Origin of the sequence: Lysinibacillus sp. NPDC097868, from assembly GCF_044761135.1 — a bacterium.
Taxonomy (GTDB): domain Bacteria; phylum Bacillota; class Bacilli; order Bacillales_A; family Planococcaceae; genus Lysinibacillus.
Genome location: NZ_JBIWBS010000002.1, coordinates 226,164 through 242,368 on the forward strand (window position 1 = coordinate 226,164; position 16,205 = coordinate 242,368).

General features: G+C 33.3%; 13 protein-coding genes and 1 pseudogene. 12 read left to right on the forward strand and 2 right to left on the reverse strand.

The window, feature by feature from the left end; genetic code table 11:
- Positions 1 to 323 precede the first annotated feature (323 nt).
- Positions 324 to 1,343: a 2,3-butanediol dehydrogenase gene (locus tag ACIQXJ_RS15965; RefSeq protein ID WP_403055191.1), complete on the reverse strand. Its 1,020-nt coding sequence runs from the start codon at positions 1,341 to 1,343 to the stop codon at positions 324 to 326.
- A gap of 732 nt (positions 1,344 to 2,075) precedes the next feature.
- Between ACIQXJ_RS15965 and ACIQXJ_RS15970 the strand changes: the two are divergent.
- Positions 2,076 to 2,174 (forward strand): annotated as a pseudogene (locus ACIQXJ_RS15970) (3-ketoacyl-ACP reductase); the annotation flags it as partial.
- A 198-nt stretch (positions 2,175 to 2,372) separates the two neighbouring features.
- Here ACIQXJ_RS15970 and ACIQXJ_RS15975 read toward each other — a convergent pair.
- Positions 2,373 to 3,107, reverse strand: a complete 735-nt coding sequence (locus ACIQXJ_RS15975; RefSeq protein ID WP_403055189.1) for an NADPH-dependent F420 reductase — start codon at positions 3,105 to 3,107, stop codon at positions 2,373 to 2,375.
- Positions 3,108 to 3,296: 189 nt separating this feature from the next.
- Here ACIQXJ_RS15975 and ACIQXJ_RS15980 point away from each other — a divergent pair, with 189 nt between their 5' ends.
- The 11 genes from ACIQXJ_RS15980 to ACIQXJ_RS16030 all read left to right on the forward strand — a co-directional run bounded on the left by ACIQXJ_RS15980 (position 3,297) and on the right by ACIQXJ_RS16030 (position 15,957).
- Positions 3,297 to 3,656 (forward strand): winged helix-turn-helix transcriptional regulator, encoded by a 360-nt coding sequence (locus tag ACIQXJ_RS15980; RefSeq protein WP_403055187.1) that lies wholly within the window; start codon positions 3,297 to 3,299, stop codon positions 3,654 to 3,656.
- 769 nt (positions 3,657 to 4,425) lie between these two features.
- Entirely contained in the window at positions 4,426 to 6,087 is a 1,662-nt protein-coding gene (locus ACIQXJ_RS15985; protein WP_403055185.1) for an ABC-F family ATP-binding cassette domain-containing protein, read from the forward strand.
- Positions 6,088 to 6,197: 110 nt separating this feature from the next.
- On the forward strand, positions 6,198 to 6,956 hold the full coding sequence (locus ACIQXJ_RS15990; RefSeq protein ID WP_403055183.1) for an SDR family NAD(P)-dependent oxidoreductase: 759 nt from the start codon (positions 6,198 to 6,200) through the stop codon (positions 6,954 to 6,956).
- 147 nt (positions 6,957 to 7,103) lie between these two features.
- On the forward strand, positions 7,104 to 7,253 hold the full coding sequence (locus tag ACIQXJ_RS15995) for a hypothetical protein (RefSeq protein ID WP_403055181.1): 150 nt from the start codon (positions 7,104 to 7,106) through the stop codon (positions 7,251 to 7,253).
- Positions 7,254 to 7,554: 301 nt separating this feature from the next.
- Entirely contained in the window at positions 7,555 to 7,884 is a 330-nt protein-coding gene (locus tag ACIQXJ_RS16000) for a radical SAM family protein (protein ID WP_403055179.1), read from the forward strand.
- Positions 7,885 to 8,014: 130 nt separating this feature from the next.
- Positions 8,015 to 8,830: a hypothetical protein gene (locus tag ACIQXJ_RS16005; RefSeq protein WP_403055177.1), complete on the forward strand. Its 816-nt coding sequence runs from the start codon at positions 8,015 to 8,017 to the stop codon at positions 8,828 to 8,830.
- Positions 8,831 to 9,567: 737 nt separating this feature from the next.
- Entirely contained in the window at positions 9,568 to 10,509 is a 942-nt protein-coding gene (gene trhO / locus ACIQXJ_RS16010; protein WP_403055175.1) for an oxygen-dependent tRNA uridine(34) hydroxylase TrhO, read from the forward strand.
- Between the two features lie 737 nt (positions 10,510 to 11,246).
- Positions 11,247 to 11,843 carry a DUF1643 domain-containing protein gene (locus ACIQXJ_RS16015; protein WP_403055173.1) on the forward strand — a complete coding sequence of 199 codons (597 nt, stop codon included), beginning with the start codon at positions 11,247 to 11,249 and terminating at the stop codon, positions 11,841 to 11,843.
- A 202-nt stretch (positions 11,844 to 12,045) separates the two neighbouring features.
- On the forward strand, positions 12,046 to 13,344 hold the full coding sequence (locus ACIQXJ_RS16020) for a DUF262 domain-containing protein (RefSeq protein WP_403055171.1): 1,299 nt from the start codon (positions 12,046 to 12,048) through the stop codon (positions 13,342 to 13,344).
- Positions 13,345 to 13,347: 3 nt separating this feature from the next.
- The gene (locus ACIQXJ_RS16025) at positions 13,348 to 15,138 is read left to right on the forward strand and encodes a DUF262 domain-containing protein (RefSeq protein ID WP_403055169.1); all 1,791 of its coding nucleotides are present in this window, start codon (positions 13,348 to 13,350) and stop codon (positions 15,136 to 15,138) included.
- Positions 15,139 to 15,210: 72 nt separating this feature from the next.
- On the forward strand, positions 15,211 to 15,957 hold the full coding sequence (locus ACIQXJ_RS16030; protein WP_403055167.1) for an alpha/beta family hydrolase: 747 nt from the start codon (positions 15,211 to 15,213) through the stop codon (positions 15,955 to 15,957).
- The last annotated feature ends 248 nt before the right edge of the window (positions 15,958 to 16,205 follow it).

Consider the following 16,205-nt stretch of genomic DNA (forward strand, 5'->3'; position numbering starts at 1 on the left):
GGCAGGCTTTACAAATTCATTTTCTAAATTAGTCTTTATATTTTTATAATTTAATGAAAAACATAACCATTCAGATAAGTTAACTTATGACACTTGTTGATATAAGGATAAAATGAGTCTGAATAATTTCTATATGCCACAATATCCCGTAATAGTCCGGTTGTTAGAGCCACTGTGGTTCAAAGCTTTTTTCTTCAAAAGGTTACTAGGTTACCGCTTTTTCAGTTATTGAATTTAGATGCGTTAACAAAGTTCTGATACTTTAGTAACGGGTATTGCTTTGATAGAGACAGTTATTTCGGTGTTAACTCAAGAAAGCAGTCTTAAAGACTCATATTCACTAATATTTTACATTGACTACGATCTTTTGTTAACATTTCGAATCCTTTAATAACAATGTCGTCCAATGCAATATTACTTGTAATGACTGCATTACCATCAATACTGCCACTTGCCAGTAGACGAATGACTTCTGGGAATAAGCGGACATATGCATAAGATCCACTGATTTTAGCCTCAGTTCTAACAATCAAATTAGGATCAAAATTTACTGGTTTCTCCCATACACTAACAATTTTAAATTCACCTCCAGGGCGAACTGCACTTACTCCGCTTGTAAATGTAGCTTGAACACCTGCAGCATCATATGCAACATTTACGCCACCGTTTGTTTTCTCACGTATAAATGCAACTGCATCAGTATCAATTGGATTAATGACGTAATTTGCTCCTAGTTCTAAAGCTTTTTGACGTCGTTCATCTGATACTTCGACTACAAAAATCTCACTAGCTCCTGCTGCTTTGACAGCTTGTAATAACAATAATCCGATGGGACCAGCACCAAAAATTGCAGCAGAATCTCCAAGTTTTAATTGACTTTGACGGACTGCATGCACTGCAACTGCAGTTGGCTCAGCGAGAGCACCAAGCTCTAAACTCATATTTTCAGGTAAATGGAAAATATTCTCTTGTTTTACGATTGCAAATTGGGCAAATCCACTTGAAACTGTATATCCATACCCTTGACGCTCAGTACATAAATTCATAAAACCTCGTTGACAATTGTCACATTTTCCACAAGGAATAAGAGGTTCAACGGCTACTCGATCTCCGACTTTCGCATTTGTTACGTCATCTCCTACTTCCACAACTACACCCGAAAACTCATGGCCCAAAACAGGTTGTGTACGCATAGGATAAGTACCTGCTAAATACTCATGCATATCACTACCACAAATACCAGCGTATTCAACTTTCAACTTAACCATACCTTTTTCAAGGGAAGGTAATTTTGCTTCTTCTATTCGAATATCTTTTGCTCCATATATTTTTGCTACTTTCATCTACTTTACCTCTTTCCTTTAAGTTGCTTTAGATCACTTTCTTAATTGAAGTGATCCTTTTTTATTTGAAATGTATAAAATTTAATACAAGTTGGAAAGGATGAAAGTGTCACTATTACATACTTTTCCTTGGGCTATAACGACCTCGCCGTTATAGCTTTTATAATTTCTTTTTAAAAGGCTATGAACTATACAAATATAGTTATCCAATCATATTAATAGTAGTGTTAAGCTAGTTTCTTAGTTTGACACCTCTTGATTTGTTGGTTTGGGGCCACTCTGGTCAGGTGGCCCTTTTAACCCTTTTGTAAATCACATATTCATAGTAGTAATATTTTTTACTTCATTACATATATTAGCTTCGGGATGGTAAACATCGCCCCAGATGTTTTTACAATGCTGTCCCTCTTTACCAATCAAGAATAAAGATTCTGGTCTTGTGTTTACAGGATTAGGTATTAAATTAATGTCTACAAAACAACAATAATGAATCAGGAGACTTTGCCGGACTGATGCCCTCATTTTCATACGGACAAAAAGGTACATAAATCATTTTGTTAGCTGAGAGGGTTCTAATTTGTATTACTAAAACATGTTTTCACAAGTTTTTAACATGGATACTGCAAATTTCTTTATCATGTAAGGGTAATGTGAAATAATATTTTAAATCAACCGTATATACTACTATTTAAACTTAATTGTTGGAATATTCGAACTATTAAGTCTGTTAATGAAGATGTTGCTAATACTGTTATTTTCCTATTGTCAGATATATCAAAGCATTACACAGGTGCAACATTTGATATAAATAATGGTGTATATCTAAGGTAGTTCAAGAACTTATTCAACTGTTATGCTAAACTAATTATTTACTCAACAATCGGGTGCCTTTATTTAGGAACGCGTCTTTTTCTTTTAAAGGACCAGATTGTTTAGTTACGCTTAGTAAAATGAAGAAATGTTTTAAAAATAAGGACAGGGATATTTGGGGCAACCAAAAAGGTGCACTAACGAGTGCACCTTTTTGATTTATGAATTATATATAAATCTGTTCATATTTACAATGTCTTTATGTGAAAGGGGGCTAAGGTTAGGATTTGAAAGCATTTCTATTACCTTATCTCGTAGGAATGGGGCTTTTTCTTTATTTGCCTTTTTCAATACTTTTGTTAGTTCTTCTTTTGTTAGTTCTGTGCAGTATGCAGGAGTTCCCGGCTGTTGTCTCCACGAATCACTTAAAGAACCACCATCTACTGTATCAAAGCCTAGCTGGTTTACTACATCCATGATTATTTGTTTTTGCGATACGTCATTACCAGCAATCGCCATAGCAATGCGTTCAATAGTACCTTCTAGCGTTCCTTTATTTTCTAAAGTATAGGCTAGTAAGTTATTGAAAGCTTTGATGGTAGGTCTACCTAATTGATTTGAGACCCAAACACTTTCAACCATCCCGTTCTCGATTTCTTCAATTTTATCGTCTCTAAAAGGATAATAATTAGAAGTATCTACAATGATTACTTCCTCTCCGACTTGATCGATAATGTTCCGAATACTTGGTATTGCTTTTGTAGGGAGAGGGAGGATAAGAACTTCAATATTTGTAATTGCTTCCTCTGCACGCACAGGTATTCCAGCAAGATCTTTCCCTTCTAAACGTTGAATTCCTAGTGAATCTGCAATTTTAACATCATGCCCATTCTCAATTAATTTTTTAGAAATAATTGCCCCGATTGTTCCTGCACCTATAATTCCAAATCTCATTATTGTTCCTCCTATAGAATTTTTATATTACATATCAAAACTTAGACCTATCTTTTTGATATTAAAAACGTATTGAGTATTCTTGTTACATATACTAGAATAAAATCATTTCTCACTTTTTTGAAGTAGGCAATAAAAATTGATGTAGTACATTTTTTTGTACTTAAATAGTAGGAAGAAGGTGAAAAGGTGGCTAGAATATCTAAGGTTGGATGTGACAAAGAGTATCTTAAGGAACACAGAGATGTACATGGCATTACCTATACCCAAAATATACTTTCTGGACGTTGGAAATATCTTATTCTTTGGTATTTAAAGTCTAAAGAGCGTCGTTATAGTGAAATCAAAGTTTTTTTAGGAGATATTTCACAAGGTTCTCTTACAAAGCAACTTCGAGAATTAGAAGCAGATGGTTTAATTAACCGCAAAGTTTTTCCAGAGGTGCCTCCTCGTGTAGAGTATTCATTAACCTCAAAAGGGAAAGAACTCATTCCTATAATTGATTTGATGGAAGAGTTCGGGAAGAAGTTTGCGGAGCAAGTAGACTAACCAGATGCATTTTTGCATTTACTACTATTCAACAATAGGGCGCTATTCTGTAATTAAGATCAGCGCTCGTTTTCATTAAAGGGCCATTTAATTGAATAACTCCTTTGATAAAATTAAAGAATGTATATTACAATTTAGGCAAGAATAAAAAAGTCGTAGAAAATCCGACAAAGGTTTATCCATTACAAAGAGTATTGTGTCTATATTAATTAGAATTATGGTAGATAAAGGGCTAAGCGTCATTAGTGTTGACGGGGCATTACTAAGGGTTGTTTTTTAATCAATATGTATTATAATAGTTAATATTATAAGTGAGAAAGGAGGCAAAAAGTGATGGAAACTGTTTTTATGAACATGGAAAAAGAAGTAAAGTCGTATAGATTGTTAGGGGATTTGCTTACAACGGGATTAGTCTGCCCTTTTTTAAGCAAACTTCATATAGAAAACAGCTACCGGAAGCTTTTTGCATTCTTATTTTAGAATTTGTAAAATATCTTTAAATGACTGACTCTTTGAGTTTTGATTAAATAGATGCATTTATTAGGCGCCGGTTACGGCGTCTTTTTGTGTTTTAAAGCAAAATTTGTAGGATATTACTAAACAATTTTGTACTTATTAAAGGTTTACGCAATCTTTAGGCGCCGGTTTATTCGGCGCCTTTTTTGCGTTCTAAAGGAGGAAAATTGATATGCATATGTTTTTGTGGCTTCCTGTTTGATGAAAATCATGAAACAGGCTGCTCAATATTTATAAAGAAAGAGTGATAAAAATGTTACTTCAATTAAACAATATTAGTAAAAGTTATTTAGGTGATCCAATACTTTCAGATATATCAATGAAAATTGAGGCAGGCGACCGGGTTGGTCTTATAGGAGTGAATGGCGCTGGAAAATCAACCTTATTACAGATGATTGCTGGGGATATCCCTTACGATAATGGGGAAATTTATATTGCAAAAGAAACAAAGGTTGGCTATTTCCGCCAAAATAGTGGACTAGAAATGGAAAATACGATTTGGAATGAAATGTTAAATGTCTTCTCTTATCTTCTTGAAATTGAAAAAGAACTTCGCGAGTTAGAAAGAGCAATGGGTGAACCTGCGTTAATAGCTGATCCCGTAAAATATGAAAAAATGATGAAGCGTTATGCAGCAAAATCAGAATGGTTTATGGAGCACGGTGGTTATGAAATAGAAGCAAAAATTCGTGGTGTTCTGCATGGAATGGGCTTTGGAGATTTTTCTAGAGACACACTCATTCATACGTTAAGTGGAGGTCAGAAAACGAGGCTTGCTTTAGCTAAAATCCTATTGGAAAAGCCTGATTTGCTTATCCTTGATGAGCCAACAAATCATTTGGATCTTACTACTTTAGCTTGGTTAGAAGGTTATTTACGTTCATATTCTGGTACTATCCTTGTTGTTTCACATGATCGTTACTTTTTGGATTCACTTGTAACCATTATTTATGAAATTGAGCGGACAGAAGCACGACGATATGTAGGAAACTATTCGAAATATGTTGAGAACAAAGTGAAAGACCGTGAACTTCTAGCTAAGAAATATTCAATACAGCAAGAACAAATTGCAAAGATGGAAAATTACATTCAACGGAACATTACCATGGCAACGTCTTCTAAAAGTGCAAAAAACAAACGAAAGCAGCTTGAGAGAATTGAACGTATTGATACACCTATCAAAGACTTAAAACGTGCACAGATGTCGTTTTCAATAGAAAAAGCGTCTCATAAAGAGGTGTTACAAGTTAGAGATATTGATATCTATGTCGGAGTAGGTACTGAACAAAAACCTCTATTAAAGAATATTAGTTTCCAGCTACGACGAGGTGAAAGGGTAGCATTAATTGGTTCAAATGGTGTTGGAAAGTCAACATTACTTAAGACGTTACTCGATGTTTATAAACCAAAAAGTGGCGTAATAACTTGGGGAAATGGAGTTACGATTGCTTATTACGATCAAGAGCAGTCAGCTTTACATTCCAATAATACAATATTAGATGAGGTGTGGAATGCATTCCCTCATATAGAAGAGGCTAAAATTCGTACTGTACTTGGGAATTTCTTGTTTACGGGCGAAGATATTTTTAAGAAAATCTCTGCTCTTAGTGGTGGTGAAAAAGCACGTGTTGCGTTATCCAAGCTTATGTTACAAAATGCTAATGTTCTTATTATAGACGAGCCAACAAATCATTTAGATTTATTTAGTAAAGGGGTGTTGGAATCTGCACTAAAGAATTATGAGGGTACATTGTTCTTTATTTCTCATGACCGTTATTTTTTGAATAAGCTGGCTGACAAAATGTTGGAACTCTCTCCAACAGGAGTCAATGTATATGACGGCAACTATGATGACTATGTTGAAGCAAAATCGCAAAAAGAGAAAGAAGTAGCTCGTCTCTTGGCTAGGGTATAAAAAAATGATGAAGAAGGAATGCCTATGTAGGGGGCCACCGACTACTTAAAAATCAAATTTTAATAACTCAGGTTCAAATTGAAAAATAACATAGAAAAGAGGAAATATATATGTTTAATGAAAATCAAGTTGCTGTCGTAACAGGTGCAGGTAGTGGAATCGGTAGAGCTACAAGTATAAAATTCGCTGAAAATGGGTATAAAGTGGTGCTAGTTGATTTCAACGAAGTTACAGGTCAAGAAACTCTTAAGCTTGTTCAAAACAAAGGTGGAGAAGGTATTTTTATAAAAGCAGATGTCTCGAACGAGGAAGATGTTCAAAACTATATAAACCAAACTATTGATAATTATAATCGTATTGATGTCTTTTTCAATAATGCGGGTATTATTCAAAAATTTGCACCATTCACAACTGTGGAAACAAAAGAATACGAAAGAATTATGGACATAAATGTAAAGGGGATTTTCCTTGGAATGAAATATGTGATCCAAGTGATGGAGAAGCAAGGTAAAGGATCTATTATCAATACGGCTTCATCAGCAGGCATTCGTCCAGAGCATAGCATTGCTGTTTATTCTGCAAGTAAACATGCCGTAATAGGTATGACTAAAGGGGCTGCAATTGAATACGCTAATAAAGGTATTCGAATCAATGCTGTTTGCCCAGGAGGAATCGTTACACCACTATTTAAAAGTGTAGGGGAAACTCTAGAAAAAACAGGATACGTACCAGAAGAAATGTCGCGTGTTAGAATGGGGCGTCATGGAGAACCTGAAGAGGTTGCAGAAGCAGTTTTGTTTTTAGCTTCCGATAAATCAAGTTTCATGGCTGGTTCGGTTATAACAGTTGATGGTAGCTTAACAGTATAAAAATAATATCTTTTAAGCAATGAAGAAATAAGAGGGTGTCTCGTTTAAACTAGAGACAACCTCTTAATGAAATGTAATCCTTGTTGCTTTATTAAATAAATATTTGTATAGAAAATTATTATTGAGTATGAAAGGAGGCAAAAAGTAATGGAAACTGTAACTAATGTAGTGTTATCAAAAGAAGTGAAAGCACATTTGCTATTTGGAAGGGTTGCTTGTAATGGGACTAGTCTGTCCTTTTTTAAGCAAACTTCATATAGCAACGGTGGCCAAAGGCTTTTTGCATCCTTATTTTAGCAAAAAATGTTTAATACAGATTTGAGAATTAGCTTAAATAAACTTAGTTATGACTAGGCGCCGGCTCTGCTAGGCGTCTTTTTGTGTTCCAAACTAAAATACACAGTATAGTCTCGAGTTTTTTAATAAGAGTACTATACACTTTTTAGGCGCCGATTTGATTCGGTGCCTTTTCTTTTTTTAAAGAAAGAAAATGTAGAGTTATTCTTTAGAGTTAATCGCATTGTTGTTGATACGAATCACTCAATTAATATTTAGAAAATACGGATATCTGACAGTCTAATAATCGGAGGATCATATAATGAAACATATAAATACGAAGACTAAATATGAAAGTATAAAGCAATTTTTAAAAGAACTAGGACAACCAAATTATAGATACAAGCAAATGACTGATGCTATTTTTAAGCAACGTATTAGTGAATTTGAACAAATGACTATATTACCAAAAAAAGTTCGTGAAGAACTAATAAAGGAGTTTGGGACAAATATTCTCAACATCAAACCAGTATTTGAACAATCATCAGATCAAGTTAGAAAAGTCCTTTTTGAAATCTCAGGTAATGATAAGGTGGAGGCAATAGGGTTGAAATATCGAGCTGGATGGGAATCATTTTGCTTGTATATATGAACAAAAAAATGAAAATAAGGCCTATGAAAAGCTTATATGGTCCCTAAATTCAGTTACACTATGTTTAATTCATAATTGTTATTTGGAATCAATTTGTCCGTTCTGTAAAAAAGAAAATAAACAGTTAGATTTGAATTCTGTAATTGGTTTTTGTTCGAAATGTAAGAATTGGTTAGGTTCTAATCTTGTAATAAATAATAATACATGTGATGAAACTACAAAATGGCAGATGTGGGTATACAAAAATGTTGAAGAACTTATGAAAAGTGAAATGAAAGAGTTTCTCAATCGTGATTATATTTTAAATGCAGTAAGTAATTTATTGACTGAATATTTCAATCCAACTAATAATTCGATATACAATTTAGCGAATAATATTGGTTTTGATAGAGCAATTATAGTTCAATGGAAAAAGAAAACTAAGAAGATTTCTTTTGAATCTTTATTAATATTAAGTTTTTGCGTAAACGTTTCTATAGAGAAAATACTATTTAAGGAAAATGAGTTTAGTATTAATAAAAATCAAATTAGAAGAATTAACAAAGAGTTATTTAACAGAAAGAGTTTTATAAGACTTAGCATTGAAGAAAAAAGAATTGCACTTAATAAGTATATTAATAGTGAAGAGTATCCACCACTTAAATTAAGTGATGTAACTAAACAAATTGGATATAAAAGTAATGAATCATTAAGGTCATTTTTTCCAGAAGAATGCCGATTAATAAGCGCAAGATATAAAGCGTATAAATCCAAAGAAAAATCTGAACAACTAAGTAAAATAAAACAGCAAATTAGTGAATGTGTACTTACAGCTTTTGAAGAAGGGAAAGTGCTTAATAAGAATTACATATATAGCAAAGTTAAGGTAGGGAAGCAATTTGCAAATACTGAAATTCGGGATTATATAAAGAAGGTTTTAGAACTTAACCGTAAAGACCTTTATTGAAGAAATCGAAAAAGGTTAAATATTCTTGTGAAGTGAATCATGCATTTAGCTTCGAGTTCAGATAGAATATGTCACAAGAGCTCTTTGCTGTTTATTGACATAAGGGGATTTTATTTTGTTCGATGCCTACAAATGATTAAAATTGTAGGCATTTATTTATTTGATTTTCTACATAATGAACTGACTAGTTATCTATTGTAAATCTTTAATCATACATATGCCAAAAGTAAAAAAATTAATCAAAATAATGCCAAGAGTAATAGTTAAATTCAATTGATATCAATATAACAACTTTAAATACATAGGGTATTTAAAGCAAGTAGCTTGAAAGGGGTGGCATTACTGTGTTGGCAAGTATATCGTTAAGAAATTGGCGAAGATATACTTAAAATCACATGTTAAATTGTGACGAAAAGCATAAATCTCCTAAATGGAAAGTTTATGCTTTATTTTATTTTAGGAAATTTTATAGTTGAATATTCACATCTTAGGTAATCCAAAAAATTTTGTACTATTAAAAATAAGTATTTTATTCAACAATCGCGCCATATTGTGCAAAAACACTTCTTTATAAAAAAGCTCCGCTAACCTCTTCACAAATTCTTAAAAAATAATAATTATACTCATTTCAGCCTAATTACCGATAGCATATTAAATGATTATTCTTTATGATTAATAGGTCGTAAAAGAGACTATCAGGTATATCCTGCAAATATATGAAATGATAGGTGGAAACAATGAATTATCAAGTTTTATTATATTACCATTACACGAAAATTGAAGATCCAGCGGCGTTTTCGGAAACGCATTTAGCAATGTGTAAAGAAATCGGTTTAAAAGGTCGTATTTTAGTAGCCAATGAGGGCATTAACGGTACGGTATCAGGTACGATTGAGCAAACAGAGCAATACATGGCAAACATGCAAGCTGACTCGTTATTTGAAGGCATTGTCTTCAAAATTGATGCGGCAGATGGCCATGCATTCAAAAAAATGCACGTACGCCCACGTCCTGAGTTAGTAAACTTAGGCTTAGAAGCAGACGTTAACCCGCATGAATTAACAGGTCGCTACCTGTCACCAGAACAATTCCTTGCTGAAATGCAAGATGAAAATACAGTAGTATTAGATGTGCGTAACACGTATGAATACGATGTCGGCCATTTTCGTGGCGCGATTCGACCAGATGTAGAAAACTTCCGTGATACACCGGAATGGGTACGTGAAAACCGCGAGCTATTCGAAGGGAAAAATGTTTTAACATATTGCACGGGTGGGATTCGTTGTGAGAAGTTTTCAGGTTGGATGAAACGTGAAGGCTTTGGCGATGTCGGTCAATTACATGGCGGTGTTGCAACATACGGAAAAGACCCTGTTGCGAAAGGCCAATTATGGGACGGTCAAATGTACGTATTTGATGAGCGTTTAACGGTGCCAATCAATCAAGTAGAGCATGTGATTATCGGTCGTGATCACTATGACGGTGAACCTTGTGAACGTTACATTAACTGTGCAAACCCTGAATGTAACAAGCAAATCATCGCATCTGAAGAAAATGAATCCAAGCATTTAGGGGGCTGTACAATCGAATGTACAACGCATGCGCGTAATCGCTACATCGTGCGTCACAATTTAACAGAAGAGCAAGTAGCTCAAACAATTAATGCGTTACAAGCATAAGCATAAAAAGCTGTCTAAACAAAAAACGTCATTAAATATCTTTCATAACCTCAACCAACTATATAGAGGTACTTAGACCACTCTATGTAAGTGTTTAAACTATCCATTTCAAAATTGGACTAGTCTGCTCGCTTACATAGGGTGTTTTTTCTTCAATGTAATTTTATTGGAATACACTACTAGCAAAAAATGTTTGAGTTTAAAGAATCTTGTCTTTTAATAGATGGGATTCTTTTTTGTCTTATTATGGGTATAAGCAGAGAAGCACACTTAAATTAATAAAATTACTGTGGATGCTAGGAGTTAGTACATCCTGCACTTCTAATTAAAGAATCTTTACAATAATCACATTCTACTTTTACTTCAACACGGCTACAATCCATTAAATCATTGACATTTACTTCGAGGTTGTCAAAAAGACTTGTAAAAGTATATTCGTTTTCAATTCATTATTTATTATTTATTATTTAATTATACTGTTTATTCTGAATACAAAGAAAAATTATGTAAAGGAAGAAAAAAAGGGCGTATAATAAAAATTAATCCGGATATATAAGATGGGCAATTATAACAAAATTTATCTTTATTTAATTATAAAGCATTAAGGGTTAGTAGATTTAATATTTGAAAGTTTTTCATTAACAGAAATCATACAGATTAAATAATCTGTTGATTTTTGTAATGAATACATTGAAATATTTACTCCATAGATATTTCATATATAGAGGAGGGGTATTATGGAAAGAGTAAAAAAAAGGATTTTTCACTATAAGAATGAGTATGTGAAAAATGTTAAATTAGTACAGCATGATATAGCTACTAATAGGAGATATAGGTTAGATATAGAATTGAAGAATGGTGATAACGACAAAGCGGTCCATTTAATGATGATCAATCCAAGTAAAGCAAATGAGGAAATTTCCGACAACACTCTAAATCGTATTATAAAATACGTTTCTTTAAATAACTCTGCTGGTGTTTTACAGGACATAGGGAAAATTATTATTACTAATCTTTATGTAGTATGTGAGATATATCAAGAAAAAGTGGATGAATATATTTCAGTACAAAGTTTGGATTTTGTTAAAGGGATAGATACTGACGGAAAGTATAATAATAATATGATAATTGAAATGGCTAACAAAGAGGCTCAGTTTATAATTATTGCTTGGGGAAAAGGTGACATATTTGGTTACGACAATAGGATTCAAGAAATTTTTTCTTTAATTAAAGACAAGGAAATGTATCATATGGAGGATTTGACGCAAGAGGGGTATCCAAGGCATCCTCGGACTTGGGCTTATTCTTGGAAATTAAAAAGATATAAGATTTAGGGATAAAGTATTGGGAATTAAATATCCTATTCCCCTATTAATTAATCTATAAAATGTAAACCTTAGTTTAATATCTAGAATGATGTAGCCATCTCATTAGAGGTGGTCTTTTTTATTTACGAAATAAGTTGCACCTCCTAGTCCAAACGACATGTGGGTGCTATCATTGAAATAATGTGTAACTTTATCGGGGGGATTGAAGATGGCTCTACTGCAAGAAGAGTTGAAAATAACGTGGATGCAAGACTTACTTGGTATGAAATTAGCTTTACCATCATATCAACGTCCGTATAGTTGGAGTGTGCAGTCCACAAATACGCTTTTTTTCGATACATATCAAGCTTATCAAGAAGGTATAAAAGAATACAGAATTGGTTCTGTTATTTTACATAAAGAAAATGAAAAATATAATATTGTTGATGGCCAGCAGCGATTGACAACCCTTTCGATTCTTCTTTACTGCTTAGGCGATGAAGCGCAAGGGCTATTACAAGAAAAATATAGTCAACTATCGAATGATGTAATCGTCACAAATTATAAAATTTTATCGAAGCGGCTTAGTGAATTTTCTGCAGATGAGCTAAGCGATTACAAAAGGTATTTACTATCACAATGTAGTGCAGTGCAAATTGTTACAAACAGTGAGCAAGAGGCTTTTCAATTTTTTGATTCACAAAACTCGCGGGGGAAAGAGTTAGATCCACATGATTTATTGAAGTCGTATCATTTACGTGAGATGGAAGATGCGGATGAACAACAAAAGGTCAATATTATTAACAAGTGGGAAAATTTAAACCAAAATCATTTGAATGACTTATTTAAAAATTATCTTTACCCTTTGACACAATGGTATAAAGGAAAGAATGGTGTGGATTATTCTTCAAATAAAATCGATGTCTTTAAAGGAATAAAAAGCTCGAATGTGTTTAATTATGCAATCTATCATAAAGCAAGTAACCTTTTTGTAGATCAGTTTAATGCAAATGGCAGTAGTGAACTACTAGCAACTAGAGCTTTAAATCAATTTCAATTAACACAACCGCTGATAGCTGGAAATCGATTTTTTAATTATACGCTGCACTACAGAAAGCAACTTGAGGAAATACAAAAATTAATTAAGAAAGTTCATACCAATGAACAAGTTCCAGATAAGGGTTCGGGCAATGTATACATTAAACAGCTATATGAATGTGCGTTGTTATTTTTTGCAGATCGGTTTGGCTTGGAAAACCTATCTAAAGGTGAAATGCAGCAACTATATTCATGGTGCTTTTCATTAAGACTGACGATGGAGTCTGTGCGTCTGCAAACAATTAATAAATATGCAAGAGGAAAACATGAACGTTTAAACAATGGTTTGGAGCTGTTTTCAAAAATTAGTGAAATGAATCATCCAGAGGAATTAAAGTTGATTGTTTTAGAGCAACCAGCTTTTGATAATAAAAATATAGAAAAGTATAAAGCGGTGTACACGTTACTTTGTGAATGGAATAGGTGGTAGGCAGTGGATAAAAATTTAAAAGTCATCCCGGTATCAAGCATTTTTGCTAATTGCAGTTACAAAGTGCCGATTTATCAACGTAACTATGCTTGGGGAGAAATGCAAATTGAACAACTTATAGAAGATATTTTAGGTTCAATTAACGATCCTAGCAAAAACTATTTTCTTGGCAATCTTATTGTGAATCAAACGGATATAAATGTTTATGAGGTAATAGATGGACAACAACGACTGACAACATTATTTCTATTAGAAAATTATCTTGGCACAAAATTTGCGCAGGATGCGTTAATATTTGAGGCGCGAGATAAGTCAAACCGTACACTTACCATGTTAAATAAAGGCGATCATGATGGATTAATGGAGGAGTTATCTGCTAGTGAAATTTTGAACGGATATCAAGTTATTGATAACTATTTTAAAACGAAAAAAATAGACAAAATTGAGTTGAATAAAAAACTTGAAAAGGTTTTTCTTGTTCGTGTACAAGTTCCACAAGATATCGATTTAAATCATTACTTTGAAATTATGAATACTCGAGGAGAGCAACTTGAGCTCCATGAAATAGCAAAAGCAAAGTTTTTAGAAGTTTTAGATACAAAACACGATAAAAAAACGGCAGCATTGATTTGGGATAAGTGCGCTGATATGGATTCGTATATCCAAATGAATTTTGACCCTACTGTTAGAAATGCACTTTTTACAAACGATTGGACGAGCCTTAAGGATAATATAAACGATTTTGATTCTATTAAAATGTACGTTCCGACTGCTGAAGATGACAATACAGCAGTTCCACTAATTGATATTTTAAAAGAAGGTAAACTTCGTCATACTGCAGTAAGTAAGGAAGAGGTGGAGACAGAACGTTTTGAATCAACTGTTTCATTTCCTAATTTTTTACTGCAAGTAAATGCCGTTATCGCTAAGTTAGCAGAAGAAGATGCAACACTTGATGATAAACACTTTTTAAATAATTTATCTTGGGCGTGGGCTGATGCAGAAAAAGCAAAGCACTTCTTATACCATATGTTAAAATGTCGAGTGCTGTTTGATAAATATATATTGAAACGAGAATATGCTAAAAACTATAAAGAAGAGGGAAGATGGTCATTACTACGTTTGGAGAAATATAATGATCAGAGGGGAGCTAAACCCAAATATGTAGGCACTTTTGGGGATGACGATAGTCAGAGCAATAAACAAATAAGAACGCTGCAATCCTGCTTACGTATAACGTATACATCCCCTAAGACGATGCATTGGATTTCAGTAGTTTTAACAAAGTTATTAGCAGATGAATCATGTAACATGATTAAAATTCTCGAAGACTACTGCACAACAAAAATTAAGAAATCAGAATTTGAGGATAGTAGTGGATTTGGCTTTGAACGAATCGTATTTACTTACCTTGATTATCTATTATACAAAGATGGTTATTCTTACTTAAATAAAGAGCTTATCCAACCAATGCGCGACGATTGGCAATTTCAATTTAGAAGTTCCATTGAACACTTCTATCCACAACATCCAGTGGAAAGTGAACCTTGGGAATCAGATGACCTCCATGGGTTTGGCAACCTAGCCTTAATAACGGTATCAGGAAACTCGAAATTTTCCAATGTATCGCCAGAGGGCAAAATCAGCACGTTCCGAAAAGTCATTGACCAAAGTTTGAAATTAAAAATTATGAGCGAATTAGTCAATCTAGATGATAAAAAATGGACCAAACAAAAAGCAAGCGAGCATAAAGAGGAAATGTTTAAGATTTTAAAGGCTAGTATTAATGGGTGAAGTGGATACTGAGGACACAATTAAAACATTTTTGCAAAGCTGAATATAATAAATAGGATAGGAGGATATACGATGAAACAAAAGAAATCTTTAAAGTTTAAAATTTTCACTGGAATTTTTGCTTTGTTAATACTACTTGTTGCGGGATTTTTTATTTATGTAAGTTCATACTATAAGGCCAGCTCGTTAGCTTTGGATAGTTTAAAATCTGACGAAGTCGTTAAAGTCGAAGAAAATGGAGATATTTTATTTGAACCAGTATCGAACGCTAAAAATATCGGATTTATTTTCTATCCAGGAGCAAAGGTAGAAGCTTCAGCATATGCACCTTTAGCTAAAGAGATAGCAGCAAAAGGTTATACAGTTAGTATTGCTAACATGAGCTTTAACTTAGCCATTTTTTCACCGAATAAAGCAGACAATATAATAAGTAATCATAAAGAAATTGATACTTGGGTGATTGGAGGACATTCTTTAGGGGGTGTCATGGCAGCAGATTATGCACTGAAAAATGATAAAATAAAAGGCTTGGTACTATTAGCATCTTATCCCCAATCAAAAACAAATCTAAGTAGTCAACCAATAAAAGTCTTATCACTATGGGGAAGCAATGATAAAGTTGCAGACTTAAACAAAGTAAAAGATGCTAAAAACATTATGCCGAGTGACGCACGTTTTATCGAAATAAACGGTGGCAATCATGGAGGTTTTGGAGATTATGGTCATCAAAAGGGTGACGGTGAGTCTTCTATTACAAATAAACAGCAGATGATGGAGACTTCACAATATATTGTTGAAATGTTGGATAGTTTGAATTAGGAATGATTCGGGAAACTCCAAAATTGAACTGCACCCCAATTGTTAGACACAAACTTAATCATTGGAGGTGCAGTTTTTTTTGTGGTACAAATGAATAGATCCTTGCGGAGTAAAGCACTGAAGTGTTAACAGTAAATGATCATATTAGTTTAGTTTCTACTTATGAAGATCATCAAACTACTTTCAATGAATGTTGATTGTACTCTTTATGTTTTAAAATGCTTATACTATAATTATAGGAAATATTG

Bases quoted from the DNA above. Each gene is read 5' to 3' on its own strand.
- ACIQXJ_RS15985 (WP_403055185.1), top strand. From the start codon at position 4,426: ATGTTACTTCAATTAAACAATATTAGTAAAAGTTATTTAGGTGATCCA.
- ACIQXJ_RS16020 (WP_403055171.1), top strand. From the start codon at position 12,046: ATGGCTCTACTGCAAGAAGAGTTGAAAATAACGTGGATGCAAGACTTA.
- ACIQXJ_RS16015 (WP_403055173.1), top strand. From the start codon at position 11,247: ATGGAAAGAGTAAAAAAAAGGATTTTTCACTATAAGAATGAGTATGTG.
- trhO (WP_403055175.1), top strand. From the start codon at position 9,568: ATGAATTATCAAGTTTTATTATATTACCATTACACGAAAATTGAAGAT.
- ACIQXJ_RS15975 (WP_403055189.1), bottom strand. From the start codon at position 3,107: ATGAGATTTGGAATTATAGGTGCAGGAACAATCGGGGCAATTATTTCT.
- ACIQXJ_RS15965 (WP_403055191.1), bottom strand. From the start codon at position 1,343: ATGAAAGTAGCAAAAATATATGGAGCAAAAGATATTCGAATAGAAGAA.
- ACIQXJ_RS15995 (WP_403055181.1), top strand. From the start codon at position 7,104: ATGGAAACTGTAACTAATGTAGTGTTATCAAAAGAAGTGAAAGCACAT.
- ACIQXJ_RS16000 (WP_403055179.1), top strand. From the start codon at position 7,555: ATGAAACATATAAATACGAAGACTAAATATGAAAGTATAAAGCAATTT.
- ACIQXJ_RS16030 (WP_403055167.1), top strand. From the start codon at position 15,211: ATGAAACAAAAGAAATCTTTAAAGTTTAAAATTTTCACTGGAATTTTT.
- ACIQXJ_RS15990 (WP_403055183.1), top strand. From the start codon at position 6,198: ATGTTTAATGAAAATCAAGTTGCTGTCGTAACAGGTGCAGGTAGTGGA.